Here is a 26652-nt window from a genome sequence, read left to right on the forward strand (position 1 = left end):
GTGCGTGGTCGCTGTGGCCCTGGCGGTCGCCTATCCGAACCTGCCGGACATCTCGGAACTCTCCGACTACCGGCCCAAACTGCCGCTGCGGGTTTTCTCCGCCGAAGGCACGCTGATTGGCGAATTCGGCGAGGAGCGCCGCAATCTCACACCGATTGCCGCCATTCCCAAGGTCGTGAAGGACGCGGTGCTCGCCGCCGAAGACTCACGCTTCTACGACCACGGCGGCGTCGACTACAAAGGCATGGTGCGCGCGGGTCTGGCCAACTTGAACCGCGTGAAGAGCCAGGGCGCCTCGACCATCACGATGCAGGTGGCGCGCAACGTCTACCTGAGCTCCGAGAAGACGCTGACCCGCAAGGTCTACGAGGTGCTGCTGACCTTCAAGCTCGAGCACCTGCTCAGCAAGGACCAGATCTTCGAGATCTATCTGAACCAGATCTACCTCGGCAACCGCGCCTATGGCTTCGCAGCCGCCTCGGAAGCGTACTTCGGCAAGCCGCTGCAAGACCTCACCATCGCGCAGGCCGCCATGCTGGCAGGCTTGCCGAAGGCGCCGGGCGCCAACAATCCTGTCAACAACCCGCAGCGCGCTCGCGGCCGCCAGTTCTACGTGATCGACCGCATGCAGGAAGCCGGCTTCATCACCGCCGAACAGGCCGCCGAAGCCAAGAAGGAAGAACTGCACCTGCGCGATGCCGCCGACCCGAACCGGCTGCACGCCGAGTACGTGGCCGAAACAGTGCGACAGCTGATGTATGCACAGTACGGGGACAGCACCTACACGCGCGGCCTCAAGGTCTACACCTCGCTGGTCGCGGCCGACCAGGCGGCTGCCTACAAGGCCCTGCGCAAGGGCATCATGGATTACGAGCGCCGTCAGATCTACCGCGGCCCCGAGAAGTTCGTCGACCTGCCCAACGACCCGAAGGATCTCGATGAGGCGGTCGACGACGCACTGACCGATCACCCCGACAACGGCGACGTGATGGCGGCCGTGGTGCTCAAGGCCAACGCCAAGGAAATCTCGGCGGTGCGCGGCAACGGCGATGCGGTACAGATCACCGGCGAAGGCCTCAAGCCTGCGCAGTCAGGCCTCTCCGACAAGGCGCCGCCCAACATCAAGATCCGCCGCGGCGCGGTGATCCGCGTGGTGAAGACACCCAAGAACACCTGGGAAATCACGCAGCTGCCCGAAGTGGAAGGCGCCTTCATCGCCATGGACCCGCGCGACGGCGCCATCAAGGCGCTGGTCGGTGGCTTCGACTTCGGCAAGAACAAGTTCAACCACGTCACCCAGGCCTGGCGCCAGCCGGGTTCGAGCTTCAAGCCGTTCATCTATTCGGCGGCGCTCGAAAAGGGCTTCACCCCTGCCACGGTCATCAACGACGGTCCGCTCTTCTTCGACGCCGGCACCACCGGCGGCCAGCCCTGGGAGCCCAAGAACTACGGCGGCGGCTACGACGGCCCGATGTCGATGCGCACCGCGCTGATGAAGTCGAAGAACCTGGTGTCGATCCGCATCCTGCAATCCATCGGCACTCGCTACGCGCAGGAATGGATCACCAATTTCGGCTTCGACAAGGACAAGCACCCCGCCTACCTCCCGATGGCGCTCGGCGCGGGCGCGGTCACGCCGATGCAGATGGCGGTGGGCTACTCGGTGTTCGCGAACGGCGGCTACCGTGTCAATCCCTATCTCGTGACCCGCATCACCGACCACAAGGACAAGCTGCTGGTCGACAAGCAGCCCTCGCTGCTCAACGAGGCGAACCGCGCCATTCCCCAGCGCAACGCCTTCATCATGGACACGCTGCTCAATTCCGTGGCCCGCGCCGGCACGGCCGCGAAGGCTCAGGCCATGCTCAAGCGGGTCGACCTCTACGGCAAGACCGGCACCACCAACGATTCGCTCGATGCGTGGTTCGCGGGCTTCCAGCCCACGATGACGGCCATCTCGTGGATCGGCTACGACACGCCGCGCAACCTGGGTGACCGTGAAACCGGTGGCGGCCTGAGCCTGCCGATCTGGATCAACTACATGGAGACCGCCATCAAGGGCGTGCCCGTGACCGACCTGTCGACCACGCCGCCCGCAGGCATCGTGAGCGTCGGCGGCGAGTGGTACTACGACGACTACGCGCCGGGCCGCGGCGTGGCGAGCCTGGGCGTGGAAGCGGCGACGCCTGTGGCACCGGCAGAATCGTTGACCGGCGTGCCGGTGAGCCCGCCAGCGCCGCCGGAAGAGCGCAACCGCATCCTCGACCTCTTCCGGAACTGAGGATGACGGATCAGGCGGCCGCGAATTCCAGCGGCTGCCCTGCCTGCCTGGTGGCTTCGCGCGACAGGTTGCCGAAGAACTCCTCGCCCGTCTTGGTGTCGACCCAGGCTTTTCCGTCGTGCCGATAGTGGTAGCCGCCGGAGCGCGCGGCCAACCAGATTTCCTGCAGGGGCTTCTGCAGATTCACGATCAACTGGCTCCCGTTCTGGAATGAAATCGTGATCATCCCGCCCACCCGCTGGTTGTCGATGTCGGCGTCGGTCGCGTCGTTGATGCGATCGCAGCCCTGCTCGATCGCGGCGAGCGCGGCTTCGGCGCGGTCCATGTACTCGGTGTCGGTCATTACAATTTCGTTATGTTGAATGTTCGCCAAATTCTAGTGACCGCCCGCGGCCGCACTGCGCTCATGGTCTGCATCGCCGCTGCGGCAGCCGGCCTCGCCGCCTGCGGCCAGCGCGGAGCGCTGTACCTGCCGACCGATCCGGCAGCCGCCCAGCGGGCCACCCTGCCGCAGCTGCTCACGCCCGGCGATCGGGCCGCATCCGACGAGGCTGCGCCGAAGCCTGCTGCGGCCAGCAGCGCACCGGCGGCAGCCACCACGGGCAGCGGAGCTCAAAAGTGACGAACACCGCCCTCCCCGGCCACCCCCATATTGCGCACCGCGACGACGCGCTTCATGTCGAGGGATTGGCTCTCGATGCACTCGTCCGCGAGCACGGCACGCCGCTGTTCGTCTATTCGAAGCAATGGATGCTGGATGCACTGGCCGCCTACCAGCGCGGCTTCGAGGGCCGCGATGCCCTGATCTGCTACGCGATGAAGGCCAACTCTGCGCTCGGCGTGCTGCGCGTGTTCGCCGAGGCGGGTTGCGGCTTCGACATCGTGTCGGGCGGCGAGCTGGCGCGTGTACTGGCCGTGGGTGCCGATCCGGCAAAGATCATCTTCTCGGGCGTCGGCAAGACGCGTGCGGAAATGCGCCAGGCCCTGGCGGCCGGCATCGCCTGCTTCAACGTCGAGAGCGAAGCCGAGCTCGATGTGCTCAACGAAGTGGCGCTGGCCGAAGGCCGCTGCGCGCCGATCAGCATCCGCATCAATCCGAACGTCGATCCGAAAACGCACCCCTACATCTCCACCGGCCTCAAGGGCAACAAGTTCGGCATTGCCCACGACCGCGCGGTCGAGGCCTATCGCCACGCCGCGAAGCTGCCGGGGCTCGAGGTGGTCGGCATCGACTGCCACATCGGCTCGCAGATCACCGAAGCCTCGCCGTACCTGGACGCCTGCGACCGCGTGCTCGACCTGGTCGAGGCCATCGAAGCGGCCGGCGTGCCGATCCATCACCTGGACTTCGGCGGCGGCCTGGGCATCGACTACAACGGCGAAGTGCCGCCCAAGGCCGATGCGCTCTGGCAGCAGTTGCTCGCGCGGCTCGACGCCCGCGGCTTCGGACAGCGCAAGCTCGTCATCGAACCCGGCCGTTCGCTGGTCGGCAACGCAGGCGTGTGCGTGACCGAGGTGCTCTACACCAAGCCCGGCGAGGACAAGAATTTCTGCATCGTCGATGCGGCGATGAACGACCTGCCGCGGCCCGCGATGTACCAGGCCTTCCAGAAGATCGTGCCGCTGCGCATCCGCGCCGGCGACGCGCCGACCTACGACGTGGTCGGCCCGGTCTGCGAAAGCGGCGACTGGATCGGCCGCGACCGCGCACTCAACGTGGTGGCCGGCGACCTGCTGGCGGTGCTGTCGGCGGGTGCGTACTGCATGAGCATGGCCAGCAACTACAACACGCGCGGCCGCGCCGCCGAAGTGCTGGTGAGCGGCCAGAGCGCCACGCTGATCCGTCGCCGCGAGACGATGGAAGACCAGCTGCGCAGCGAGCAGATCGAAGGCTGACCCGCGTCAGCCGGTGGCGCTGCGCAGCGGCTTTTCGCTGCCGCGCGCACCGGCGGGCTGCTTCGGCTTTCGCTTGCTCGCGTAGTTCCACACACGCCACCCGAGCAGCACCGCGATGATCGCGGCGTAGATGAACACCTCGGCAAAGTTGTTCTTGCCCGCGCGCATCCAGAAGAAGTGCAGCAGGCCGAGCCCGGCAATCAGATAGACCAGCTTGTGCAGCATCTGCCAGCGCCTCGCCCCCATCGCCTTGATCGCGCGATTGAACGACGTGGCGGCCAGCGGCGTCAGCAGCACGAAGGCCGAGAACCCCACCAGGATGAACGGCCGCTTGGCGATGTCCTTGGCGATGTCGCCCCACTCGAAGCCCATGTCGAACCAGCTGTAGCACAGCAGGTGCAGCACCACGTAGAAATACGCGAACAGGCCCAGCATGCGGCGAACGCGCGCCAGCGCATTGGCCTTGGTGATCACGCGCAGCGGCGTCACCGCCAGCACGATGCAGATGAAGCGCAAGGTCCAGTCGCCCGTGGCGCGAATCAGGAACTCGGCCGGGTTCGCGCCCAGCCCGTCGGTGAACGCGCCATAGGCCAGCCGTGCGAACGGCAGCAGGCAGAGCAGAAAGATGACCGGCTTGGTCGCCGGATGCATGAGCAGCTTGTTCATGGGGCGAAGGCCGGATGAGCAGCGGGCTCAGTAGTTCTTCTTTAGGTCCATGCCCGCATAAAGCTGGCCGACCTGGGCTTCATAGCCGTTGAACAGCAGCGTCTTGTTCCGCTTGGCGAACAGGCCACCACCGTCGCCGATGCGGCGTTCGGTCGCCTGGCTCCAGCGCGGATGGTCGACGTTCGGGTTGACGTTCGAATAGAAGCCGTATTCCTGCGCCGCCGCCTTGTTCCACGCCGTGCTCGGCTCCTTCTCGACGAAGCGGATCTTGACGATCGATTTGGCCGACTTGAATCCGTATTTCCATGGCACCACGAGACGCACCGGCGCGCCGTTCTGGTTCGGCAGCACCTCGCCATACATGCCGAAGGCCAGCAGCGTGAGCGGATGCATCGCCTCGTCCATCCGCAGGCCTTCGGTGTACGGCCAGTCGAGCACGCGCGAGCCCACGAAGGGCATGGTCTTGGGATCGGCCAGCGTCACGAATTCGACGAACTTGGCATTGCCCTGCGGCTCGACCTTCTTGATCAGTTCGGCCAGCGAATAGCCGACCCACGGGATGACCATCGACCAGCCCTCGACGCAGCGCAGGCGGTAGACGCGCTCTTCCTGCGCGCTGAGCTTGAGCAGGTCCTCGATGCCGTACTTGCCCGGCTTCTTGACCAGGCCTTCGACCTCCACGGTCCACGGGCGGGTCTTCAGCGTGCCGGCGTTCTTGACCGGATCGCCCTTGTCGGTGCCGAACTCGTAGAAGTTGTTGTAGCTCGTCGCGTCCTTGTAGTCGGTGAGCTTTTCCATGGTCTGCGCACCCGGCACCGCGGACTTGGCGCCCGGCAGCAGTGCCAGCTTGTGCGGGCCTGTCGCCTGGGCGAAGGCCTCGCGCCCGGCAAAACTGGCCAATGCCGCGCCCGCCGCGCCGCCGGCCATCAGCTTCAGCAGGTCGCGCCGGCCTTCGTAGGCAGCGCGCGGCGTGATTTCGCTCGAGAGCGGATGGACGAAACCGCTGGTGTCGCGACGGTGCGGACGGGAATGGAACGACATGACAGGCCTTTCGCGTGAATCGGTGTGCTCAGGGTAGTTCGTGACATGCCCTGGTTTGGTTACGCGCCATCGAGGCGCATGGTTTCAATTCTTCGCAAAGGGCCGGAAAAGACCGGGAAGGGGCCCGCGCCTACAGGGTGCCGTAGCTGTGCAGTCCGCTCAGGAACATGTTGACGCCGAGGAAGGCAAAGGTCGTGACCGCCAGCCCGCCCAGCGCCCACCAGGCCGCCACCGTGCCGCGCAGGCCCTTCACGAGCCGCATGTGCAGCCAGGCCGCGTAGTTGAGCCAGACGATCAGCGCCCAGGTTTCCTTCGGGTCCCAGCTCCAGTAGCCGCCCCAGGCGTCCGCAGCCCACAGGGCGCCGAGCACGGTGGCGATGGTGAAGAAGGCGAAGCCGACGGTGATCGACTTGTACATGACATCGTCGAGCACCTCGTTGGCCGGCAGGCGGGCCGCGATGCGCTTGCGCCCGAGCAGGATGCCCGCGGCGATCAGCGCCGAGATGCCCGCATAGATCACCCAGTAGCTGCCACCGGCTTCCTGCACGCGCTGGCGGAACGCCACCGGCACGAAGCACAGCGCCACGCCCAGCAGCCAGATCGGCGTGAGCTTGTACCAGCGCTTCTCGTCGGCCTGCTCCTTGATGAGGTAGGCGAAGGCCACCATCGCCGCGAGCGAGAAGGTGCCGTAGCCGATGAAGTTGGCGGGCACATGCAGCTTCATCCACCAGCTCTGCAGCGCAGGCACCAGCGGCTGGATCTCGTGCGCATTGCGCACGATCGTGTACCAGAGCAGAAAGCCGACCGCAGCGCTGACGACCAGCATCACGAAGGCGCCGAGCGCACGCGTGCCATAGCGCGATTCGAAGTAGAGATAGAAAGCCGCCGTCAGCCAGCAGAACAGCACGAACACTTCGTACAGGTTGCTAACGGGGATATGGCCGATGTCCGGGCCGAGCTGGTGGCTTTCGTACCAGCGCACCATGGTGCCGATCAGCGCCATCGTGATGGCGGCCCATGCCAGGCGGGAGCCGATCATGTCGAGCGCATCGCCCTGCTTGCCGCCGAAGAAACCGAGCCAGTAGAACAGCGTGCTCATGAAGAACAGCACGCTCATCCAGAGGATGGCCGACTGGCTCGACAGGAAGTACTTGAGCCAGAACACCGTGTCGGCGCGCGCCAGGTCGCCCTGGTAGGAGCTGATGGCCAGGAGCGAAGCCGCGGCCACCACGATGGCCAGCACCCGCAGCGGACGCCAGAACCAGCCGATGGAGATCATCGCGATCACCGCGGCGGCCAGAATCGGCTTCTCGTAGTAATCCATCGACCCCGCATGGCGCGCGAAGGCGAACAGGCCGCCCGCCAGCACCAGCGCCGCGAACACCCAGTCGAACAGGTTGCGGCGCGAGAGCCAGCTTTCGTGGAGCGTGAGGGTCGTGGTGTTCATGGTGTCTCTGGTTCTGCTTTGTTCAGCGCGAGCAGCTTGTGCTTGAGATGCTCGAATTCACGGTCGCTGTCGATCGTCTTGCGGTTGACCGAGAAGGCCATCGTGGCGGCCGTGGCGTTGCCCCCGGGAGCGGCGCCATCGGGTGTCAGCCACACCCACAGTCGGCGCTCGCGCACGTACAGCATGGCAAAAATCCCGACGATCAGCAACAGGCAGCCCAGATAGACGACGTTCTTGCCAGGGGCGCGCGCCACCTGGAACACGCTGGCCTGCACCTGGGTGAAGTCGGTCATCATCATCGCGACGGGCGCCGGGTAGAAGTGCGCGTCGCTGATGGCCAGCACCGCCTGGGTGAGGTAGGCCTGCGATTTGCCGTCGCTCGGCAGCGCGGCCAGGCCGGCACCCTCGCGGCTCAGGTTGAGCACGTCGAACAGAACATCGTTGAGGATCCGCACCAGCACCGCGCCGGCGCGCTCCCGCTCGGCCTCGGGGACGTTGACTTCCATGAACTCGGCAATCGCCTGCCAGCCGCCCGCCGTGGTGGCATCGGGCCTGGCGCGCTCGCTGCCCGAGAACAGCGCGAGGGCGCGGGTGGCCGAAACGCGCAACTGCTCGGCCATTTCGGGCCGCTTGGGGTCGGTCGCCCTGGCGATGTAGCGCTCGATGGCGCGCGCGCGGGTGTCGGCGTCGCCGAGTGCAGTGCGCATGCGCACGAAGCCGTCCATGGAGCCCTGGTCGTCGGCCGGCACGCGCAGGTAGCGGAACGGCTCTTCGGGCTTCTCGCGCATGCCGAGCAGGAACACCGGCTGGCCGTCGCCGGTGTCGACCGGCACCATGTAGTTCTGGTACTCCCGCGCCTGGCCCGCCGCATCGCGCAGCTTGTAGCCGATGCTCGGGCCGATGTTGCGCAGCACCTTCGGCTTGTTGGTCTTGTTGGCCGCGCCCAGGCGCGACTCGAGGTCGTGCCGCAGGTCGACCTTGCGCACGTCGGCGCCACTGCCCATCGCACCGCCGTCGGCGAAGTTCTCGACGTTGATCACGCGCAGCGCGGCGTATTCGAGCGTGAGCTTTTCCTTGCCGTTGGTGATCTCTGTGCTCGGGCCGCCGATGATGCCCTCGACCTCGAAGGGCTTGGCCGCAGCCGCCATCGGCACCGCCTTGAGCTTCACCCTGGAGCCGCCGTCGTCGAAGCTCGACTGGTAGATTTCCACGCCCTTGTAGCTCGCCGGGTGATTCACTTCGATGCGCGCCGGCACCTGCGCGCCGGTTTCGCGGTCGTGCAGCACCACCTCGCTCGCGAAGAGCTTGGGCATGCCGGTCGAGTAGTAGTCGACGATGAATTTCTTGAGCTCGATGGAGAACGGCAGCTCCTGCAGCAGCACGCCATCGGCCTGGTTCAGGATGGCCACGCTGCCCTGCCCGCCCTCTGGCACGAGGATGTTGCCGCGGAAGGTCGGGTTGTTGGCGGACAACCGATGCTGCGGCGGCACGTCGGCGATCATGCCGCCGCCGGTGAACACGCTCTTGCCGTTGAACCAGGTCTGCGCGCGCACCACGAGGTCGCCGTCGAGCAGGCCGCCGATGCACACCAGCACGATGGCGCTGTGAGCGGCGATGTAGCCCAGCTTGTGGGCGCCGCCGGCGCGCGCGGCAACCATCCAGCCGGCTTCCGCCTTGCCGTCGCCCGCCGATTCGCGCTGCTGCAGCTTGACCTTCCAGCCGCCGCTCACCAGCAATTGCCCGATGCGGTTGGCCGCCATGTCCGGCGTCTCGTCGAGCCGGTTCTCGGCGCGCTGGCCGAAGGCCTTGAGGCTCTGCGCGCGGATGCCTTCCTTGAAGGTCTTGAGGTCGACCAGGATGCGCGGCGTGTTGCGTGCGATGCACAGCGTGGTGCTGATCACCAGGAACAGCAGGATCAGCATGAACCACCAGGCGCTGTAGATGGAGTCGAGGCGCGCCGCCCGGAAAAATTCGGCCCAGAAGGGACCGAACTGGTTGATGTAGTTGTTGATCGGCTCGTGCTGCTTGATCACCGTGCCGATGATCGAGGCGATGCAGATGACGGTGAGCAGCGCGATCGCGAACCGCATCGACGAGAACAGCTCCACCGCAGCGCGAAGCACTTGCGGGCCGCGATGAACGCGAAGGCCATGGGTGGAGACGGACATCGGATGGGGAAAGAGGAAAGGAGAAAAAAAGCAAAAGGGCGGGCCATCCTCCTGGATCGGCCCGCCCTTTGTTTGGGGTTGTTATCGGCGGTTAGTTCACGCTGGAAGGCGCGATAGTCAGCGCAGTCCGGCGATGTAGTCGGCCACGGCCTTGATTTCGCGGTCGTTGAGCTTGGCGGCAACACCGGTCATGGGAATGCTGTTCAGGCGCACGTTGTCGCGGAAGGCCGTCAGCTGGGTCACGACGTAGTCGGCGTTCTGGCCACCCAGGCGCGGGTACTGGGCGGGAATGCCGGCGCCGTTGGGGCTGTGGCAGCCGGCGCACGCCGGGATCTGGCGGTCACCGATGCCGCCGCGGTAGATCTTTTCGCCGAGGGCGATCGTGTCCTTGTCCTTCGAGAAGCCCGGCTTGACCTTCTTCGAGCCCACGAACCAGGCGATATTGCGCATGTCTTCGTCCGACAGCGCCGAAGCCAGCGGCTTCATGATCGCGCTCTTGCGGGCGCCGGACTTGAAGTCCTGCAGCTGCTTGAGGATGTATTCGGGATGTTGTTGCGCCAGCTTCGGATTGGCCGCAATGGCCGAATTGCCGTCGGCGTTGTGGCACGAAGCGCAGCTCTGGCTGTTGGCCGGCGTTGCGTTGAACACCGTGTCGCCCTTGGCGGGGTCGGGCTTGGCCGGCTTGGCGGCCGCGGCAGGGGCCGCTGCATGTTCATCGGCTGCAAAACTCGCGCTGGCTGCGACGCCCATGAGGGCTGCAAGCAGAATATTGGCAAACAACTTCATATCGGGGGCTTAGATTTATGGCGCAAAACCCCGCGATTCTACAATGGCGCCCCGTTCCGAAAGCCCATTGATGACCTCCCCGCGCGCCAAGTCCGCCGCTTATCCTCCCCGCGCGGCCCCTGCCGCGGACCCGCAGGTCGCCGAACGCGAGCGCGTGGCTCTGGGCTGGCTGCACACCGCCCACTTCCTCACCAGCGCCCCTCAGCTGGAGCACTTGCCCCCTGTCGACCTGCCCGAGATCGCCTTCGTCGGCCGCTCGAACGCGGGCAAATCGACCGCCATCAACACCCTCACGCAGCAGACGCGCCTGGCCTTCGCCTCGAAGACACCGGGCCGCACGCAGCACATCAACCTGTTCGGCATCGGCAAGCAGAAGGTCGACGATGCGGTGCTGGCCGACCTGCCCGGCTATGGCTACGCGGCCGTGCCCAAGGAAGCCAAGCTGCGCTGGCAGCGCGTGATGGGCAATTACCTGATGACACGCGAAAGCCTGCGCGGCGTGGTGTTGATGTGCGACCCGCGCCAAGGCCTGACAGAGCTCGACGAGATCCTGCTCGACGTGATCCGCCCGCGCGTGGAGCAAGGCCTCAAGTTCCTCGTGCTGCTGACCAAGTCCGACAAGCTCACCCGCAGCGAAGGCGCGAAGGTGCTGTCGATTACGCGACTGAACGCCGGCGGCGGCGAGGTCAAACTGTTCTCGGCGCTGAAGAAGCAGGGCGTCGGCGAAGCGGCCGAGCTGCTGTGGCGCTGGGTGCACCCGGACGGCGCAGCAGTGGCAACGGCCGAGCCGGCACCACCGCCGCCACCGGAAGACGCCTGAGATAAAAACAGGCTGCACCGACCGTCCCATCTGCCCAGTTCACTATCAAAACAATAGCGACAGTCAACCCAAGGAGACAAGAAGCATGATCGAGACCTTCCAACGCAGCCTGCCCAACGGCACCACCCTGAGCTGCCGGGCGACCGGCAAGCCGGGCCAGCCGCTGATGGTGTTCCTGCACGGTTTTCCCGAAGCCGCGTTCATCTGGGACGAACTGCTCGAGTACTTCGCGGAGCCGGCACACGGCGGCTACCGCTGCGTCGCGCCCAACCTGCGCGGCTTCGAGAAATCCAGCGCCCCCACCGAAGTGGCCGACTACAAGGCCCACCTGCTGATCCAGGACATCCAGCAGCTCGCCGCCACCGAAAGCGCCGACGGCGCCATGGCCGCGCTGGTCGCCCACGACTGGGGTGGCGCCTTCGCCTGGGGTTACGCCAATGCGTTCCCGCAGCAGGTCGGCAAGCTGGTCATCATCAATTCGCCGCACCCCGGCACCTTCACGCGCGAGCTGCGCAGCAGCCCGGCGCAGCAGCAGGCCAGTGCCTACATGAACTTCCTCGCGCGCCCCGATGCCGAGGCCCTGCTCGCGGCGGACGACTTCAAGCGCATGTGGCCCTTCTTCACGCTGATGAAGGCCGGCCCCGACGGTTTCGGCTGGCTCACGGACGAAGTGAAGCAGCAGTACCGCGAGGTCTGGGGCGCAGGCCTCACGGGCGCCTGCAACCTCTACCGCGTGACGCCGATGAAGCCGCCGCTGCCGGGCCAGACCATCGACGGCATCCCGGTGCTGCCGCGCGAACGGCTCACGGTGAACGTGCCGACCTTCGTGTTCTGGGCCCTCGACGACGCCGCGCTGCTGCCGGGCCTGCTCGAAGGGCTGGAAGCGTACGTGCCGAAGCTCGAAGTCAAGAAGGTGCCGAACGCCACCCACTGGATCGTGCACGAGCAGCCGCAACTGGTCGCACGCGAGATCGAGGCCTTCCTGCAGCGCAACCCGTAATCAGTAGATCTTCGGCTCGCCCTCGGGGCGGGTTTTGAACCGGCGATGCACCCAGTAGTACTGGGACGGCATCGTGTCGATGTAGCCCTGCAGCCGCTCGTTCATGAGCGTGGTGTCGGCCTCGACATCGTCGGTCGGGAAGTTCTGCCACGCCGGCTTCACCTCGATCTCGTAGCCGCCGGGCGTGAGCTTCGCCACCACCGGCACCACCTTGGCCTTGCCCAGGCGCGCAAAGCGCGAGAGCGAGGGCACGGTCGCCGCCTGCACGCCGTAGAACGGCACGAAGATCGTCTGGTCGCGGCCGAAATCCATGTCGGGCAGCAGGTACAGCAAACCGCCCTTGCGAAGCCCCGAGAGCACCGGCTTGATGCCGTCCACCCGGTTGAGCGCCGCCACGTCGCCGAAGCGCGTGCGGCCTTCGCGGATCCAGGCGTCGACCATCGGATCGCGCTGGGTCGTGTAGATCGTGGCCGAAGGCCGGGCCGTGTGCATGGTCAATGCCGTGGCCGCAGCGTCGAGGCCATAGAAGTGCGGCGCGAACAGGATCATCGGCGCGTCGCCGTCGGCGATCTCGCGGATCTCCGCTGCCGAGCCCACGATCTTGAGCCGGCTGGCCACCACGCTCTCCGGCGCATGCCAGAGCCAGCTGCGGTCCAGCCAGGACTGGGCGACGAAGACGAAGGTCTCGCGCGCAATAGCGCGGCGCTCGGCCTCCGATTTCTGCGGGAAGCAGATGGCCAGGTTTCTGTCGACCACACGCCGCCGCGGCACGGCGACGGTGTGCAGCACGCGGCCGAGCAGCGCGCTGAAACCGCGCACCAGCGGCAGGGGCAGCGGCGCCAGCACCCGCATGAAGCCGATGCCGAGTCGGGAACTGAGGCTCATGGCGTCGGCTCCCCGGTCGCGGCCACGACAGCCGGTTCGCCGCGCGGCGCCTTGTAGCGCGCGTAGTCCCACACGTACTGGCCGGGCAGGCTGTGGATCAGGCGGCCGATGCCGTCGTTCATCGCTGCGGCCGCGTCCTCGACGGAAGCCTTCGGGTCGGTCAGCGCCGTGCCCACGATGGGCTCGAAGCGGATCACGTAGCCCGCGCCGCGCGGCAGGCGCTCGCACACGCTGAGGAAACAGGCCGCGCCGGTCTGCTGCGCGAGGCGCGGCAGCAGGGTCATGGTGTAGGCCGGCCGCCCCAGGAACGGCACCCAGACGCCCTGCCCCAACGGCGGCACCTGGTCGGGCAGGATGCCGGTGTAGCCGCCGTTGCGCAGCGTGCGGATCAGCCCGCGCACGCCGGTGTTGTTGGTCGGCAGCGTCTGCAGGCCGGGCCGGTCGCGCGAGCCTGCGGCGATCAGGTCGGCCATCCATTTCTTGCGCGCCGGGCGGAACAGCGCCGTGATCGGCCCGAAGGCTTCGAAGAAGCGTTCGCCGATGGCCTGGCCGCACATCTCCCAGCTGCCGAGGTGCGGCGCCACCAGGATCACGCCCTTCTTCGCCTGCATGGCAGCTTCGAAGGCCTCGACGCCTTCCCACCGCACCACCCGCGACAGCACGCTTTCGCCCTGCGGGCGCAGCCACAGCCAGGGCAGTTCGGACGCCATCTGGCCGGCAGCGGCGATGGCGGGACGGTATTGCCCGGGTGCGAAACCCGCGCTTTCGGCATGGGCCTTGAAGCGGCGGCGGTAGTCCGGTGCGCACAGCCAGACCAGCCAGCCCAGCATGGCGCCGAGTCGATGCATCAACGGCATCGGCACGCGGGCGAGCAGGCGAAACAGGGTGATCATTAACGGGAAGGGGGTCAAAAACGGACGCGCGCGCATGGTATTGCGCGGCTCGAATAGAATGCAAATTGTCGCCGAGTTACGGAACAACTTGCAGGGCGACAAACACAAGCGCAAAGCGATTGTGCCCCGTCGGTTCATCGACACTCTGCTAAAGCGTTCGCCAGGGCTCCGCAGAGTTGGCAACGCGCCAATCCACTTCAAGGAGCTTTGAACAAATGGCGAACGACTTCCTCTTCACCTCCGAATCGGTTTCCGAAGGCCACCCCGACAAGGTTGCCGACCAGATCTCGGACGCCATCCTGGACGCGATCTTCGAGCAGGACCCGCGCAGTCGCGTGGCCGCCGAAACGCTGACCAACACCGGCCTCGTGGTGCTCGCCGGCGAAATCACGACCAACGCGCACGTCGACTACATCCAGGTCGCGCGCGACACCATCAAGCGCATCGGCTACGACAACACCGAGTACGGCATCGACTACAAGGGCTGCGCGGTGATGGTCTGCTACGACAAGCAGTCCAACGACATCGCCCAGGGCGTGGACCATGCGTCGGACGACCACCTGAACACCGGCGCCGGAGACCAGGGCCTGATGTTCGGCTACGCCTGCGACGAAACGCCCGAACTGATGCCCGCGCCGATCTACTACGCACACCGCCTCGTCGAGCGCCAGGCCCAGCTGCGCAAGGACGGCCGCCTGCCCTTCCTGCGCCCCGACGCCAAGAGCCAGGTCACGATGCGCTACGTGGACGGCAAGCCCCACAGCATCGACACCGTGGTGCTCTCGACCCAGCACAGCCCCGACCAGAGCGAAACCCCGACCAAGATGAAGGCCTCGTTCAACGAAGCCATCATCGAGGAGATCATCAAGCCCGTGCTGCCCAAGGAATGGCTGAAGAACACGCGCTACCTGATCAACCCGACCGGCCGCTTCGTCATCGGCGGCCCGCAGGGCGACTGCGGCCTCACCGGCCGCAAGATCATCGTCGACACCTACGGCGGCGCCTGCCCGCACGGCGGCGGCGCGTTCTCGGGCAAGGACCCGTCGAAGGTCGACCGCTCGGCCGCCTACGCCGCACGCTACGTGGCCAAGAACATCGTGGCCGCCGGCCTGGCGCGCCAGTGCCAGATCCAGGTCGCGTACGCGATCGGCGTGGCCCAGCCGATGAACATCACGGTCTACACCGAGGGCACGGGCGTGATCTCCGACGAGAAGATCGCCGAACTCGTGCGCGAGCACTTCGACCTGCGCCCGAAGGGCATCATCCAGATGCTCGACCTGCTGCGCCCGATCTACCAGAAGACCGCCGCCTACGGCCACTTCGGCCGCGAAGAGCCTGAGTTCACCTGGGAAGCGACGACGCAAGCGGCCGCACTGCGCGCGGCAGCCGGCCTGAAGTAATCGAAGGTTGGCGGTGGGTCGTCAGAAGCGGTACGCACCGCCCAGGCCCACCGTCCAGCTGCGGCCCGCCGCGGGTTCGTAGTAGCGCGCATTGCCTTCGTTGACAATGACCGAGCCCACGTAGCGCCGGTCGAACAGGTTGTCGACACGCGCGAAAGCGTTGAGCTCCCAACGCTCCCACTTCCTCAGATAGCCGGCGTACAGCGCCGCGACGCCGTAGCCCGGCGCACTCGCCGTGTTGACGTCGTTGGCCTGGATGCGGCCCAGCGCGCGCACCTCGACACCCGCACGCCAGCCCTCGGGCGGCACCCATCCCAGCGACGCGAACAGCGACTGCCGGGCAATGCCCGGAATGCGGTTGCCCGCCGCCACGGTATTGGCTGCCGCGCAGGGCGACGGCGAGCAGAAAGCGTCGCGGTACGTCGCATCCAGCCACGTATAGGCCAGCTGCGTGCGCCAATGGTTGGCCGTCTCGTGCTGCCAGCCCAGCTCGAAGCCGTTGCGCCGCGTGCGGCCCGCATTCTGGAAGGTGGCGCGGCCGCCGATGTTGGTGTCGGTCACGATCTCGTCGCGCGTGCGGGTCTGGAACAGGGCCGCCGTCAGCAGCCCGCCGGCAAGCCGCGCCTTCGCGCCCAGCTCGATGCTGTCGTTGACCGACGGCCGCAGTGCAAAGTTGAGCCCGCTCGCTCCGCCCGCGCGGTACGAGAGCTCGTTGAGCGTCGGCGTTTCGAAGCCCCGTCCGATGGCGCCGTAGAGCGCGAGGTCCGGCGTCGCCTGGTAGCGCAGCGAGGCCACGGGCAAGGTCTTGCCGTAGCGCGCATTGCCGCTGTCGTCGCGGTTGGCGCCGACGACGTAGCGGTCCTGCGAATCGAAATGCACGCTGCTGCGGCGCACGCCGGCCTCGAGCGTCCAGCGGTCGGCGAGGCGCCATGTGGCCTGCGCGTAGGGGTCGAGGTTCCAGACCTCGTTGCGCTCGCTGCGGCGCAGGCGCCCCTGCACGCCCAGCACCGGGGCCGCGACGCGTCCGAGGTAGTTCTCGTAGCCCTGGCGCCGCTCGCGCAGGCTGTCGTAGCCCAGGCCCGCCACCACATCGAGAGGTCTGTCCGCCAGCTGCAGCGCAGCGGTCCAGCGCAGGTCGACGCCGCCGTACTGCCGCGAGAGATCGATCACGCCGCCCGCATGCAGCGGGTTCTGCTGGGCCGAGGGCGGGATCGACTGGAACTGCGTGGTCTTGCGCTCGCCGCCGTAGACCATGAGCCGCACCCCCTGGGCAGCACCGATGCGCCGCTCGTAGAGCAGGCCGACCTGCGTCTGTTCGACCGTCTTGCGCGTGTCGAACTGCGTCGCGAGCGGCGCGTTGCGCGGCGCGAGTGCGTACTGGTCGGCGGTCAGGCCCAGCGGGTCCTGCGCATCGATGCGCACGCTGTTGAGCACGAGCGTCAGCTTGTCGCCGTTGTCGAGCGCGATGCCGAGCTTGCCGTTGGCGATGTCGCGCCGCGCGGCGCTGTGCTCGCGCCAGCCGTCGGTGTGGAAGCGGCTCGCGCCCAGCAGGTAGTCGACCGCACCCTGCGATCCGCTGACCTGCAACGACTGTCGCCAGGTGCCGAAGCTGCCGCCGGCCGCGGAATAGGAGAGCCGCGGCGCCCCCTCCCCCGAGGCGGTGAAGGCCTGCAACACGCCGCCCGAGGAGTTGCCGTAGAGCGCCGAGAACGGTCCACGCAGGACTTCGACCCGGTCGACCGAACCGATGTCGATGTTCGAGGTCTGGCCCTGGCCGTCGGGCAAGGTGGCCGGAATGCCGTCGACATAGAGCCGCACCCCGCGCACGCCGAAGGTGGAGCGCGCTCCGAAACCGCGGATCGACAGCTGCAGATCCTGCGCGTAGTTCAACCGGTTCTGCACCTGCAGGCCCGGCACGGCGCCGAGGCTTTCGGAGAGGTTCACCTGCAGCCGGCTGTCGCGCATCTCGTCGCCGTCGACCCGGTCGACCGAGCCGGGCACGTGGAAGGGAGCGACCTGGCCGCGCGGCATGGAAACCGTGATCGGCGCCAGCTGGCCCGTAGCCGCCTCGGCCTGCTGGGCCTGCTGGGCCTGTGCGGCGAATGGAACACCCAGCATCAACAGGCGGACAGTGGTGGCGAATGCAGCATTCATCGCACCGATTCTGCTTCGGGGCACGGGAAGCCTCGCCTAGCGAGAACCCGCCCGGGGGCAAGGATGCAGCTAGCGCGACGGCCGGCGCCAGCCGTACCAGGCGCCCACGATCACCGGCACGCCGAGCGCGACCCAGGCCAGCATGTCGCCCAGCCCGCCGTCGCTGAACAGCGCGGAGATCAGGCCGGCGATCGTCAGCACGCCGAGCGCGATCGGCCAGCCCCACATGCGCCAGAAGGAGTGGTGCTGTTTCATGCCTGTGCCTTCATGGCCGGCGCCGGGTCGGGCTGCTGGCCGGAGACCGGCGGTGCGCGCCCCGCCACCGCCGACGCCGCGGGCGTCCTGGGTGCAGCAGGCACGGTGTTGCCGCGCTTGAGCCACAGATAGAGACCGCTGCCCAGCACGATGATGGTCGCGATGTCGAGCAACGCCCAGATGATCTGCATCGGCATGCCGCCGTAGTCGCCGAAGTGCAGCGGCTGCGACACCAGCAGGCCCGTCAGATACCAGGGCATCCTGGGCGCCGCCGTGACCTCCGCGGTCTTGGCATCGACCAGCACCGGCTGCAGCAGCTTCGAGGTGAAGGGCTCGCTGCCGCGCAGGAAGAAGGTGGTGTGGTGCGGGCTCGAGAACGACGTGCCCGGGAAGGCGACGAAGGACAGCTTCATCTCCGGTGCGCGCTGCATGGCGACTTCCATCGAGCGCTGCACCGAGGCGCGCTCGGTCGCCGCGACGACCGGCTCGTTCTTGTAGGGCGCGAGCAGCGTGCTGAGCTGGTCGTACTGCCAGTACTTGATGATCAGGTCGGCCCACGTGTTGATCATGCCGGTGGAGCCCACCACGAACAGCCACACCAGCGTGACGATGCCCAGCAGGTTGTGCAGGTCGAGCCACTTGAGGCGCGGGCGCTTCTCGCGCCGCACCGTGCCGAAATCGAGCTTGCGCATGAAGGGCGCATAGAGCACCACGCCGGAGACGATGGCCACCAGCAGCAAGAGGCCCATGAAGCCGAGGAAGAGCTTGCCCGCGAGCCCCGCGAAGAGGTCGACGTGCAGCTTGAACATCACGTACATGAAGCCCTCGTCGAACTTCGGCTGCGCCAGCACGGCGCCTGTGCGCGCGTCGACCGCCACCGACTTGAAGTCCTCCGTCGGCGCCGGCGTCGGGGTGAGCGTGACGATCCACAGGCCGTCGTCGTCCTCGGGCTGCGAGACGAACTGCACGATGCGGTCGGGGTGCTTCGCCTTGGCGATGTCGAGCACCCGGTCCAGGCTGATGCGCGGCGTGCCGGCCGGCATCTTCGGCGCCTCGACCTCGGTGCCCAGCAGGTGGCCGATCTCATGATGGAAGATCAGCGGCAGCCCGGTGAGGCACAGCAACAGCATGAACACGGTGCACACGAGGCTGCTCCACTTGTGCACCCAGGCCCAGGTCTTGATCTTTCGGCTGTTCATGTCGTCGTGGCGATTGGCGGAGGAAGGGTCTGGGGAAACGGCAGGTCGCGTTCGTATCGGTCTTGGCGGCGGTCACCGCATTCCTGACGCGATGGCCGATGACCTATCCGCCCACAAACACAATTAAGAATTATTCTCATTCTAATAGTCACAAATTCTCACTTCGACCAAATCCCGACGCGGCGAAGGGCGTTGCGGCACACAGGGGAGCCCTTGCCCGGAGATCAAAGCAGCTACGATGCCGCCCGCACGCTTCTCCATGCGTTGGCAGGCCCCATGCTCAAGCTCATTGCCTCTTTGTTTTCCGCGCTGCGCGGTCCGGCCCTGCTGCTGGTTGCCTTTGTGCTGACGGGCTGCGCCGGGCTTCCGCCCCGCACCCCCGAACCGCCGACGGTGGCCCTTCCGGCCTCCCCCGCCACGACGCTCGGCCGGGCTGCCATCAGCCTGAACTCCCCGCCGGACGGGCTTTCCAGCCTCCGGCCGCTGGTCGAGGCGTCCTATGCGCTCGACGCACGGCTGGAACTGATGCGGCGCGCCCAGTCCTCGCTCGATGTGCAGACCTACCAGCTCGGCAACGACAAGACCGGCCGGCTGCTGCTGCGCGAGTTGCGCGATGCCGCACGGCGCGGCGTACGTGTGCGCCTGCTGCTCGACGATTTCTACACGGCGGGCATGGACCCCCTGCTGCTCGGCCTGGCGGCGGAGCCCAATGCCCAGGTCCGGCTGTTCAACCCTTTCGTCAATGCGCGCGACCATTCGACCGGACGGTGGCTGGAGTTCTTCGGCGATTTCCGGCGGCTCAACCACCGCATGCACAACAAGCTGTTCGTGGCCGATGGCGCGATGGCCATCGCCGGTGGCCGCAACCTGGCCGACGAGTATTTCCTGCGCAGCGAGAGCGCCAACTTCATCGATTTCGAGCTGATCATGGCCGGCCCGGTGGTGCCCGAGGCGGCGGCCATCTTCGACACCTACTGGAACAGCGACGTGGTCTACCCGCTCCAGCGGGTGGCCAGCACGAGCCGCACGCCGGCCGAGCTGAAGTCCGCCTTCGACGCCGCCACCTCGCCGGCCTACGCCCCACCGCCCGACCCGCTGCCTGCCACCGACCTGCTCGGCGACCCGCCGCTGGCTGTCCAGCTCGCCAACATCGACGAGGCGAAATGGATGCGCGCGGAGGCGAATGCCACCGCCGACAGCCCCAACAAGGCACTGGGCGTCATGGCGCACCCCACGGAATCGCTGGCGCAGCGCTTTCACGAAATGCTGGCCACCGCCCAGTCGAACGTGGTGGTGATCTCGCCCTACTTCATCCCGGGCGACGAGGGCATGGCCCGCATCCGCATGGGACGCGAGCACGGGATCAACATCACGGTGATCACCAATTCGCTCGCCGACAGCGACGAGCCATTGGTCAACATCAACTACAACCGCTACCGCGTCGACATGCTCAAGCTGGGCGTGAACCTGTATGAAGTCAGCACCCAGCAGCTCAGGCGCAGCGGCCAGTTCCGCGACCTGCTCAAGAAGGCGCGCGGCCGCCTGCACGCCAAGCTGGCCCTGGTCGACCGCCAGTGGGTGCTGCTCGGCTCCATGAACCTCGACCCGCGTTCCGCCCGCCTGAACACCGAGTTCGGCATCCGCGTGCGCAGCTTCGACCTGACCCAGGCCCTGCTTTTCGCCTACCAGTTGGACGACATCGAGGGCGTCTACCGGGTGGTTCTCAAGCCGGACGGCCAGAACGTGCAGTGGATCGGCACCGGCGACGTCAACAACGAGGTGCTCGACAGCGAGCCCGATTCGAGCCTGCTGACCCGCCTCCAGCTGCTGCTTTTCTCGTGGTTTGTACCTACAGACCAGTTGTAAGGGGCAATCCGCCTGCGGAACGACACTGGATATGCGCAGCCACTTCCTCGTAACTCGTTGAGTTTGAATGGCATGCAGGCGAAAGCTCGAGCCCCATCCTCTCGAGCTGCTCTCTGCGACTTTCCGCCTGGTAGTGGTTGCACATCTGAAGCCCCTCGATGCCGCGGTGCCTGTTCTCTGCCGCACTGAACGGTTATCGGTGTCGATACGGCCCCGGGCTTCTACAGGATCATCCGGCCGAAAAAAAGCTGCCCGCGGGCAGCTTTTTGTCTCGGCTTCAGCCGCTTGTCACCACTTCACGCGAACGCCCAGCGAACCGTTGATGGAGCTCTTCACCTTGGCATCGCCGCCCGAGGACCAGAGCTTGCCGATTTCGCCGTAGAGGCTGGTCGTCTGGCCGAGCGCGAGCGTGAAGCCGCCGGCCAATTCGGTGCTCGTGCCGCCGGTGGGCGCCGCGATATCGGTGCGGGTCGCGCCGTTGAGGAAGCGCGCGACGTCGGTGCCGCTCGATGTGCGGTAGACATTGAAGCGGCCGTAGGGCTGCAGCGCGCCCATGACGGTGTCGATCTGGCCCTTCACGCGGACGCCTGCGCGCGCGATCCAACCGCTGTCGGCATCGGGCTGCACGACCGCACCGAGGATGGCGGAATCGCTCAGGTCCATGTGCTGGTGGATCAGCTGCAGTTGCGGCTCGATGCTCCAGCCGCTCGCGCCCAGTGCGAAGGATTGGCCGACTTCGATAGAGCCCAGCAGGCTGTTGCCCTTGCCGCCGGTGCCCGCGCCGAGCATCGGCTCGACGGTGTAGCGGTGGCGACCGGACTGCACCACGACGTCGGCGTACAGGCCGCTGTCGCCGGTGTAGGTGCCGTAGATGCCCACATACTGGCTGCGCAGGTCGTTGCGGCCGGTGCGCAGGCTGCTCAGGCCGCTCGCGAAGCCGTTGACGGTTGCGTCGCCATCGAGCTGGCCGACGTAGAGGCCGGCGCGCAGGTTCGGCGTGGCCAGCAGGTCGGTGCCGGCCTGGAAGCCGGTGAGGCGGCCCTTGCTCGTCGGCGAAACGGTGCCGCCCTGTTGGATGTCGATGTCGGTCGAGAGCACGCGCGCCCAGGCGCGGCGGTCCGAGCCGGTCGGCGTGGTGGCGGTGCCCTTCACGTCGTCGTCGCCCACGCGCTTGCGCAGGTCGCCGAGCATCGCGAGGTTGCCCTGGCGCAATTGATTCGGCAGCGCCGCATAGAGCGAGGCTTCGGCACGGTACGTGRTGACGGGCACGACTGGCGCGCTCGGGACTTCTGGCGTGCCGGGTGTTCCGGGAGTGCCAGGCGGCGCGACGGGAGGAACGGTCGTGCGCAGGAACCAGTTCTCGCCCGCGCCGGCCGCATCGGCCGCGTACAGGCGGTACTCGTAGGCGCCGGCATCCACGTGGCCGCCGGCCAGCGAGAAGGCGCTCTTCGTGGTCTGCGCGGTGGTGGTCGCGCCGTTCTGCGCGGTGATCACCTCGATGCCATTGCCACCGGTGAGCGCGCCCAGGCCGCCGAGGTTGGCGATCTGCAGGCTGGTGGTGCCGGTGGCGGTGCCGCCGTTGATCACGAGGCGGTCCGACGGGCCGGTGCCATTGAGCACCGTGCCCAGCCGCAGCACGCCGCCGTTGCCCACGTAGTTGCCGGCGACGGTGAGCGTCGTGCCCGCCGCGGCGCCCACGAGCGAGACGGTGCCGCCGTTGGCGAGCGAGGCGACCGTCTGGTTGAAGCCCGCGAGGTCGAGCGTGGCGCCGGCCGACACGTTGTGCGCCGACGCGGCGCTGAACGTGCCCGCCGCGCCCGCGCGCAGCGTGCCCTGCGCGACATTCGTGGCACCGCCATAGGTGTTGGTGCCCGAGAGCGTGAGCGCGCCGGCGCCGGTCTTGGTGAGGCTGCCCGCGCCCGTGATGCCGCTGGACACCGCGAGGTTGGCGTCGGCCTGGAATGTGCCACCGCCGGCGCCCAGCACGATCGTGCGCGCCGTTGCGAAAGCAGCCGTGTTGCGCAGTGTGCCGCCGTCGAAGTTGAGCGCGCCGGCCGCGTCGCCCAGGTTCGCGTCGTTCGCCACCGAGAGCACGCCGCCGTTGAGGAACGTGCCGCCCGTGTAGCTGTTGGCGCCGCCGAGCACGAGGGTGCCGCCGTTCACGGTGAGCGTGCTGGCGCCGGCGATGGTGCTGTCCAGCTGCACGGTGCCCGAGTTCATGACGACGGCGTTCATGCCGCTGATGCCGAAGGCCGCGCCGTGGGTGAAGCTACCCGCACCGAGATTGAGGTTGAGGGTGTCGGCGCCGTCGCCGGTGATGTTGCCGTTGATCGCGCCGCCAGTCACGTTGAGGGTGTCGGCGCCGCCGCCGAGCAGCACGGCGCCGTTGAGGGTGCCCGCCGTGGTGATGGTCGCGTTGCCGCCGATTTCGTCGACGCCGTCGCGGTTGAGGTCGCCATCGCGCAGCGCGACGCCGGACGCACCGGCGTTGATGATCGCGCCCGCGCCGATGTTGACCGTGCCGCCGCCGACGCCCGACGTGTGGATGGCGGCGCCATTGCCGCTGCCGCCAGTAACGGTGCCGCCGGTGAGGTCCACGGCGTAGGTGCTGATCGAGCTCACGGCCAGGACGCCGTCGCCATTGTTGCCGGCTGCACTGACCGTGCCGCCCGTCATCTCCAGGCGGGCCTGGCCGGTACCTCTGGACTCGGCCCACAAGCCATTGCCGGCTGCGGCGAGCACCGAGCCTCCGGACATGCGGATGCTGGCTATGCCTGTGCCGAGGGGGCTGCCGGCAAAAGCGCGAACGGCGGCATTGCTTGCAGCCTGGACTGAACCACCGTTGATCACGACGATTGCATTGCCCGCGTTATTGGCTGAGGCGAGGATTGCACCTCCAGTCAAATTCCGGATTTGTCCACCATTCAGCGTGGCTTGTGCCTGTGCGGCGCTGTTGATCAGCACGGTGAAATTGTTACCGTTCGAAGTAAGCGAGCCGCCATCCATCGTAAAAGAAGCAAGTCCTCCAGCTCGCACGTTATTGACGGACACGGCTGCATTCGCCGTGGTCGTGATCGAGCCGAAACTTGTGGCATTGATGATCAAGTCAGCGCCGGTCGCGCTTGCACCGTTCAGAAGCCTGACCCCGGTGGCGCCCCCGACCACCATAGCCGGGTTGTTCAGGTTCAGCGTCATCGAATCGATCGGGGCGTAGTTGATCGAGTTCGGGTAGTTGGCGGCCAGGCAGTTGATCGTGTCCGCCCCGGCTACTTCAGCGCCGCATTCGTTGGCGGCACGCGCGATTTGCGGCGCCCCGGCAAGCAGCGCGACCGCGAACGCGGTGGCCGAGACACTGAACACGGGGAGGGCGGCGCGGCGTGAGGCGCTCGAGCGTGGCTGCGCGGCGCGCGCGGCACGCCTGTTTTCATTCAACGTGGGCATGGGGTTGGGTGTATCAATTACAAATGGTATGACATCGTACAACTTGTCACATGTCAGGGCGATGAGACATTTCCTCCAACTTGCATCGTTGTTGGCCAGGGGAGACATCGCAATGGTTTTGCATGGGCTCGCCTCCCTTGATGCGCCGATGTCGATGCCAGGCTGCCCGCCGCTCAGGCAGTTTTCACACGGATCTGCCCCTCATATGCGGGAGGAAAACAAACTCGCGCGAGTTCAATGGCGTATCAACGCATGTGCACTGGCGTTCCGCAGCAACCCGCCAGCAGCCCTTGGGCCTTGAAAGCCCATGGATTGCCCTTATGATTAGCACTCGCTGATGATGAGTGCTAACAGCCCTCGCTTCCAGTCGATGGGCTGCCGGTCTCCGGTCCGGCGCCCGACCACAACCCCGTTTCTTATCCAGGAGATGCAATGAAACTTCGTCCTTTGGCCGATCGTGTGATCGTCAAGCGTATCGACAGCGAAACCAAGACCGCCTCCGGCATCGTCATCCCCGACGCAGCCGCTGAAAAGCCCGATCAGGGTGAAGTCCTGGCCGTGGGCCCGGGCAAGCGCACCGACAAGGGCGACCTGACCGCACTGACCGTCAAGGTCGGTGACCGCGTCCTGTTCGGCAAGTACAGCGGCCAGACCGTCAAGGTCGATGGCGACGAACTGCTCGTGATGAAGGAAGACGACCTGTTCGCAGTCGTCGAGAAGTAAGCCTTCTCCCTTTCGATCCCATTCAAATCCAATCCATTCGGAGTTAATTCATCATGGCAGCAAAAGACGTAGTCTTCGGCGGAGAAGCCCGCGCGCGCATGGTCGAGGGTGTCAACATCCTGGCCAACGCAGTCAAAGTGACCCTGGGCCCCAAGGGCCGCAACGTGGTGCTCGAACGCTCGTTCGGCGCCCCCACCGTGACCAAGGACGGTGTGTCGGTCGCCAAGGAAATCGAACTCAAGGACAAGCTCCAGAACATGGGCGCCCAGCTCGTGAAGGAAGTGGCCTCCAAGACCTCGGACAACGCCGGTGACGGCACCACCACCGCGACCGTGCTGGCCCAGGCCATCGTTCGCGAAGGTTTCAAGCTGGTGGCTGCCGGCATGAACCCGATGGACCTGAAGCGCGGCATCGACAAGGCTGTCACGGCCCTGGTCGCCGAGCTGAAGAAGGCATCGAAGCCCACCACCACGTCGAAGGAAATCGCTCAAGTCGGCTCGATCTCGGCCAACAGCGACGAAACCATCGGCAAGCTCATCGCTGACGCGATGGACAAGGTCGGCAAGGAAGGCGTGATCACCGTGGAAGACGGCAAGTCGCTGGACAGCGAACTCGACGTCGTCGAAGGCATGCAGTTCGACCGCGGCTACCTGTCGCCCTACTTCATCAACAACCCCGAGAAGCAATCGGCGCTGTTGGACAACCCCTTCGTGCTGCTGTTCGACAAGAAGATCAGCAACATCCGTGACCTGCTCCCCACGCTGGAACAAGTCGCCAAGGCTGGCCGTCCGCTGCTGATCATTGCCGAAGAAGTCGAAGGCGAAGCCCTGGCTACGCTGGTCGTGAACACGATCCGCGGCATCCTGAAGGTCGTGGCCGTCAAGGCACCTGGCTTCGGCGACCGCCGCAAGGCCATGCTCGAAGACATCGCCATCCTGACGGGCGGCAAGGTCATCGCTGAAGAAGTGGGCCTGACGCTCGAAAAGGTGACGCTGGCCGACCTGGGCCAAGCCAAGCGCATCGAAGTGGGCAAGGAAAACACGATCATCATCGACGGCTCCGGCGCTGCCGGCGACATCGAAGCCCGCGTGAAGCAAGTGCGCGTGCAGATCGAAGAAGCCACGAGCGACTACGACCGTGAAAAGCTGCAAGAGCGCGTGGCCAAGCTGGCCGGCGGCGTGGCAGTGATCAAGGTTGGCGCTGCCACCGAAGTCGAAATGAAGGAAAAGAAGGCGCGCGTCGAAGACGCCCTGCACGCCACCCGCGCTGCAGTGGAAGAAGGCGTCGTGGCTGGCGGCGGCGTGGCTCTGCTGCGTGCCAAGCAAGCCGTGGGCGACTCGATCAAGGGCGACAACGCCGACCAGGACGCCGGCATCAAGCTGGTGCTCAAGGCCATCGAAGCTCCCCTGCGCGAAATCGTGAACAACGCTGGCGGCGAAGCCTCGGTGGTGGTGAACGCTGTGCTGGCCGGCAAGGGCAACTACGGCTTCAACGCTGCGAACGACACGTACGGCGACATGCTCGAGCTGGGCATCCTGGACCCGACGAAGGTCACCCGCACCGCACTGCAAAACGCAGCATCGGTGTCCTCGCTGCTGCTGACGACCGAAGCCATGGTCGCCGACGCACCGAAGGACGAGTCGGGCGCCGGCGGCGGCATGCCCGACATGGGTGGCATGGGCGGCATGGGCGGCATGGGCATGTAATGCCCGGCTGAGCTCTACTGCTCAC

The 26652-nt window shown here is 66.6% G+C and carries 22 protein-coding genes; 10 read left to right on the forward strand and 12 right to left on the reverse strand.

Features of this window, described 5'->3' with window-relative positions:
- On the forward strand, positions 1 to 2281 hold a 2281-nt coding region (locus tag AC1DXX_RS26180), incomplete at its 5' end, for a penicillin-binding protein 1A (protein ID WP_478137134.1).
- Between the two features lie 10 nt (positions 2282 to 2291).
- Here the strand turns inward: AC1DXX_RS26180 and cyaY are convergent.
- The gene (gene cyaY, locus AC1DXX_RS26185; protein WP_478137135.1) at positions 2292 to 2624 is read right to left on the reverse strand and encodes an iron donor protein CyaY; all 333 of its coding nucleotides are present in this window, start codon (positions 2622 to 2624) and stop codon (positions 2292 to 2294) included.
- Between the two features lie 12 nt (positions 2625 to 2636).
- Between cyaY and lptM the strand changes: the two genes are divergently transcribed.
- Entirely contained in the window at positions 2637 to 2903 is a 267-nt protein-coding gene (gene lptM / locus AC1DXX_RS26190; protein ID WP_478137136.1) for an LPS translocon maturation chaperone LptM, read from the forward strand.
- Positions 2900 to 4177: a diaminopimelate decarboxylase gene (gene lysA / locus AC1DXX_RS26195; RefSeq protein ID WP_478137137.1), complete on the forward strand. Its 1278-nt coding sequence runs from the start codon at positions 2900 to 2902 to the stop codon at positions 4175 to 4177. Before lptM ends, lysA begins: the two co-directional genes overlap by 4 nt.
- 6 nt (positions 4178 to 4183) lie before the next feature.
- Here the strand turns inward: lysA and AC1DXX_RS26200 are convergent, their stop codons facing one another.
- The 5 genes from AC1DXX_RS26200 to AC1DXX_RS26220 form a co-directional block, all read right to left on the reverse strand.
- A complete protein-coding gene (locus AC1DXX_RS26200; protein WP_478137138.1) occupies positions 4184 to 4843 on the reverse strand; it encodes a protein-methionine-sulfoxide reductase heme-binding subunit MsrQ in 660 nt (219 codons plus the stop codon).
- 27 nt (positions 4844 to 4870) lie between these two features.
- Positions 4871 to 5884, reverse strand: coding sequence for a protein-methionine-sulfoxide reductase catalytic subunit MsrP (gene msrP / locus AC1DXX_RS26205; protein ID WP_478137139.1), 1014 nt, complete (start codon positions 5882 to 5884; stop codon positions 4871 to 4873).
- Between the two features lie 130 nt (positions 5885 to 6014).
- Positions 6015 to 7331 carry a c-type cytochrome biogenesis protein CcsB gene (gene ccsB, locus AC1DXX_RS26210; RefSeq protein ID WP_478137140.1) on the reverse strand — a complete coding sequence of 439 codons (1317 nt, stop codon included), beginning with the start codon at positions 7329 to 7331 and terminating at the stop codon, positions 6015 to 6017.
- Positions 7328 to 9499: a cytochrome c biogenesis protein ResB gene (locus AC1DXX_RS26215; protein ID WP_478137141.1), complete on the reverse strand. Its 2172-nt coding sequence runs from the start codon at positions 9497 to 9499 to the stop codon at positions 7328 to 7330. The genes ccsB and AC1DXX_RS26215 overlap by 4 nt, the downstream gene beginning before the upstream one ends.
- 117 nt (positions 9500 to 9616) lie before the next feature.
- Complete coding sequence (locus AC1DXX_RS26220) at positions 9617 to 10285, reverse strand: c-type cytochrome (RefSeq protein ID WP_478137142.1); 669 nt, start codon at positions 10283 to 10285, stop codon at positions 9617 to 9619.
- A 70-nt stretch (positions 10286 to 10355) separates the two neighbouring features.
- On the opposite strand from AC1DXX_RS26220, the gene yihA reads away from it, so the two are divergent.
- Entirely contained in the window at positions 10356 to 11105 is a 750-nt protein-coding gene (gene yihA, locus AC1DXX_RS26225; RefSeq protein ID WP_478137143.1) for a ribosome biogenesis GTP-binding protein YihA/YsxC, read from the forward strand.
- 85 nt (positions 11106 to 11190) lie between these two features.
- Positions 11191 to 12105 (forward strand): alpha/beta fold hydrolase, encoded by a 915-nt coding sequence (locus tag AC1DXX_RS26230; protein ID WP_478137144.1) that lies wholly within the window; start codon positions 11191 to 11193, stop codon positions 12103 to 12105.
- Here AC1DXX_RS26230 and AC1DXX_RS26235 read toward each other — a convergent pair whose 3' ends face one another.
- Together AC1DXX_RS26235 and AC1DXX_RS26240 are read right to left on the reverse strand one after the other, a co-directional pair.
- Entirely contained in the window at positions 12106 to 12990 is an 885-nt protein-coding gene (locus AC1DXX_RS26235) for a lysophospholipid acyltransferase family protein (protein ID WP_478137145.1), read from the reverse strand.
- The gene (locus AC1DXX_RS26240) at positions 12987 to 13883 is read right to left on the reverse strand and encodes a lysophospholipid acyltransferase family protein (RefSeq protein WP_478137146.1); all 897 of its coding nucleotides are present in this window, start codon (positions 13881 to 13883) and stop codon (positions 12987 to 12989) included. The genes AC1DXX_RS26235 and AC1DXX_RS26240 overlap by 4 nt, the downstream gene beginning before the upstream one ends.
- Positions 13884 to 14098: 215 nt before the next feature.
- Between AC1DXX_RS26240 and metK the strand changes: the two genes are divergently transcribed.
- Positions 14099 to 15283 carry a methionine adenosyltransferase gene (gene metK / locus AC1DXX_RS26245; RefSeq protein WP_478137147.1) on the forward strand — a complete coding sequence of 395 codons (1185 nt, stop codon included), beginning with the start codon at positions 14099 to 14101 and terminating at the stop codon, positions 15281 to 15283.
- Positions 15284 to 15304: 21 nt separating this feature from the next.
- Here the strand turns inward: metK and AC1DXX_RS26250 are convergent, their stop codons facing one another.
- The 3 genes from AC1DXX_RS26250 to AC1DXX_RS26260 all read right to left on the reverse strand — a co-directional run bounded on the left by AC1DXX_RS26250 (position 15305) and on the right by AC1DXX_RS26260 (position 18891).
- Complete coding sequence (locus tag AC1DXX_RS26250; protein WP_478137148.1) at positions 15305 to 17437, reverse strand: TonB-dependent receptor domain-containing protein; 2133 nt, start codon at positions 17435 to 17437, stop codon at positions 15305 to 15307.
- Between the two features lie 69 nt (positions 17438 to 17506).
- On the reverse strand, positions 17507 to 17692 hold the full coding sequence (locus tag AC1DXX_RS26255) for a hypothetical protein (protein ID WP_478137149.1): 186 nt from the start codon (positions 17690 to 17692) through the stop codon (positions 17507 to 17509).
- A complete protein-coding gene (locus AC1DXX_RS26260) occupies positions 17689 to 18891 on the reverse strand; it encodes a PepSY-associated TM helix domain-containing protein (protein WP_478137150.1) in 1203 nt (400 codons plus the stop codon). The genes AC1DXX_RS26255 and AC1DXX_RS26260 overlap by 4 nt, the downstream gene beginning before the upstream one ends.
- Before the next feature lie 276 nt (positions 18892 to 19167).
- On the opposite strand from AC1DXX_RS26260, the gene AC1DXX_RS26265 reads away from it, so the two are divergent.
- Complete coding sequence (locus tag AC1DXX_RS26265) at positions 19168 to 20757, forward strand: phospholipase D family protein (protein ID WP_478137151.1); 1590 nt, start codon at positions 19168 to 19170, stop codon at positions 20755 to 20757.
- Between the two features lie 288 nt (positions 20758 to 21045).
- Here AC1DXX_RS26265 and AC1DXX_RS26270 read toward each other — a convergent pair whose 3' ends face one another.
- Positions 21046 to 23514, reverse strand: coding sequence for an autotransporter outer membrane beta-barrel domain-containing protein (locus tag AC1DXX_RS26270; protein WP_478137152.1), 2469 nt, complete (start codon positions 23512 to 23514; stop codon positions 21046 to 21048).
- On the opposite strand from AC1DXX_RS26270, the gene AC1DXX_RS26275 reads away from it, so the two are divergent.
- The 3 genes from AC1DXX_RS26275 to groL all read left to right on the forward strand — a co-directional run bounded on the left by AC1DXX_RS26275 (position 23513) and on the right by groL (position 26627).
- Complete coding sequence (locus AC1DXX_RS26275) at positions 23513 to 23971, forward strand: hypothetical protein (protein WP_478137153.1); 459 nt, start codon at positions 23513 to 23515, stop codon at positions 23969 to 23971. The two genes, AC1DXX_RS26270 and AC1DXX_RS26275, sit on opposite strands and share 2 nt — an antisense overlap.
- Positions 23972 to 24630: 659 nt before the next feature.
- On the forward strand, positions 24631 to 24921 hold the full coding sequence (locus AC1DXX_RS26280) for a co-chaperone GroES (RefSeq protein WP_021005834.1): 291 nt from the start codon (positions 24631 to 24633) through the stop codon (positions 24919 to 24921).
- A gap of 53 nt (positions 24922 to 24974) precedes the next feature.
- Positions 24975 to 26627, forward strand: coding sequence for a chaperonin GroEL (groL, locus tag AC1DXX_RS26285; protein WP_478137154.1), 1653 nt, complete (start codon positions 24975 to 24977; stop codon positions 26625 to 26627).
- The last annotated feature ends 25 nt before the right edge of the window (positions 26628 to 26652 follow it).

It is taken from the genome of Variovorax sp. P4_B10, from assembly GCF_056402375.1.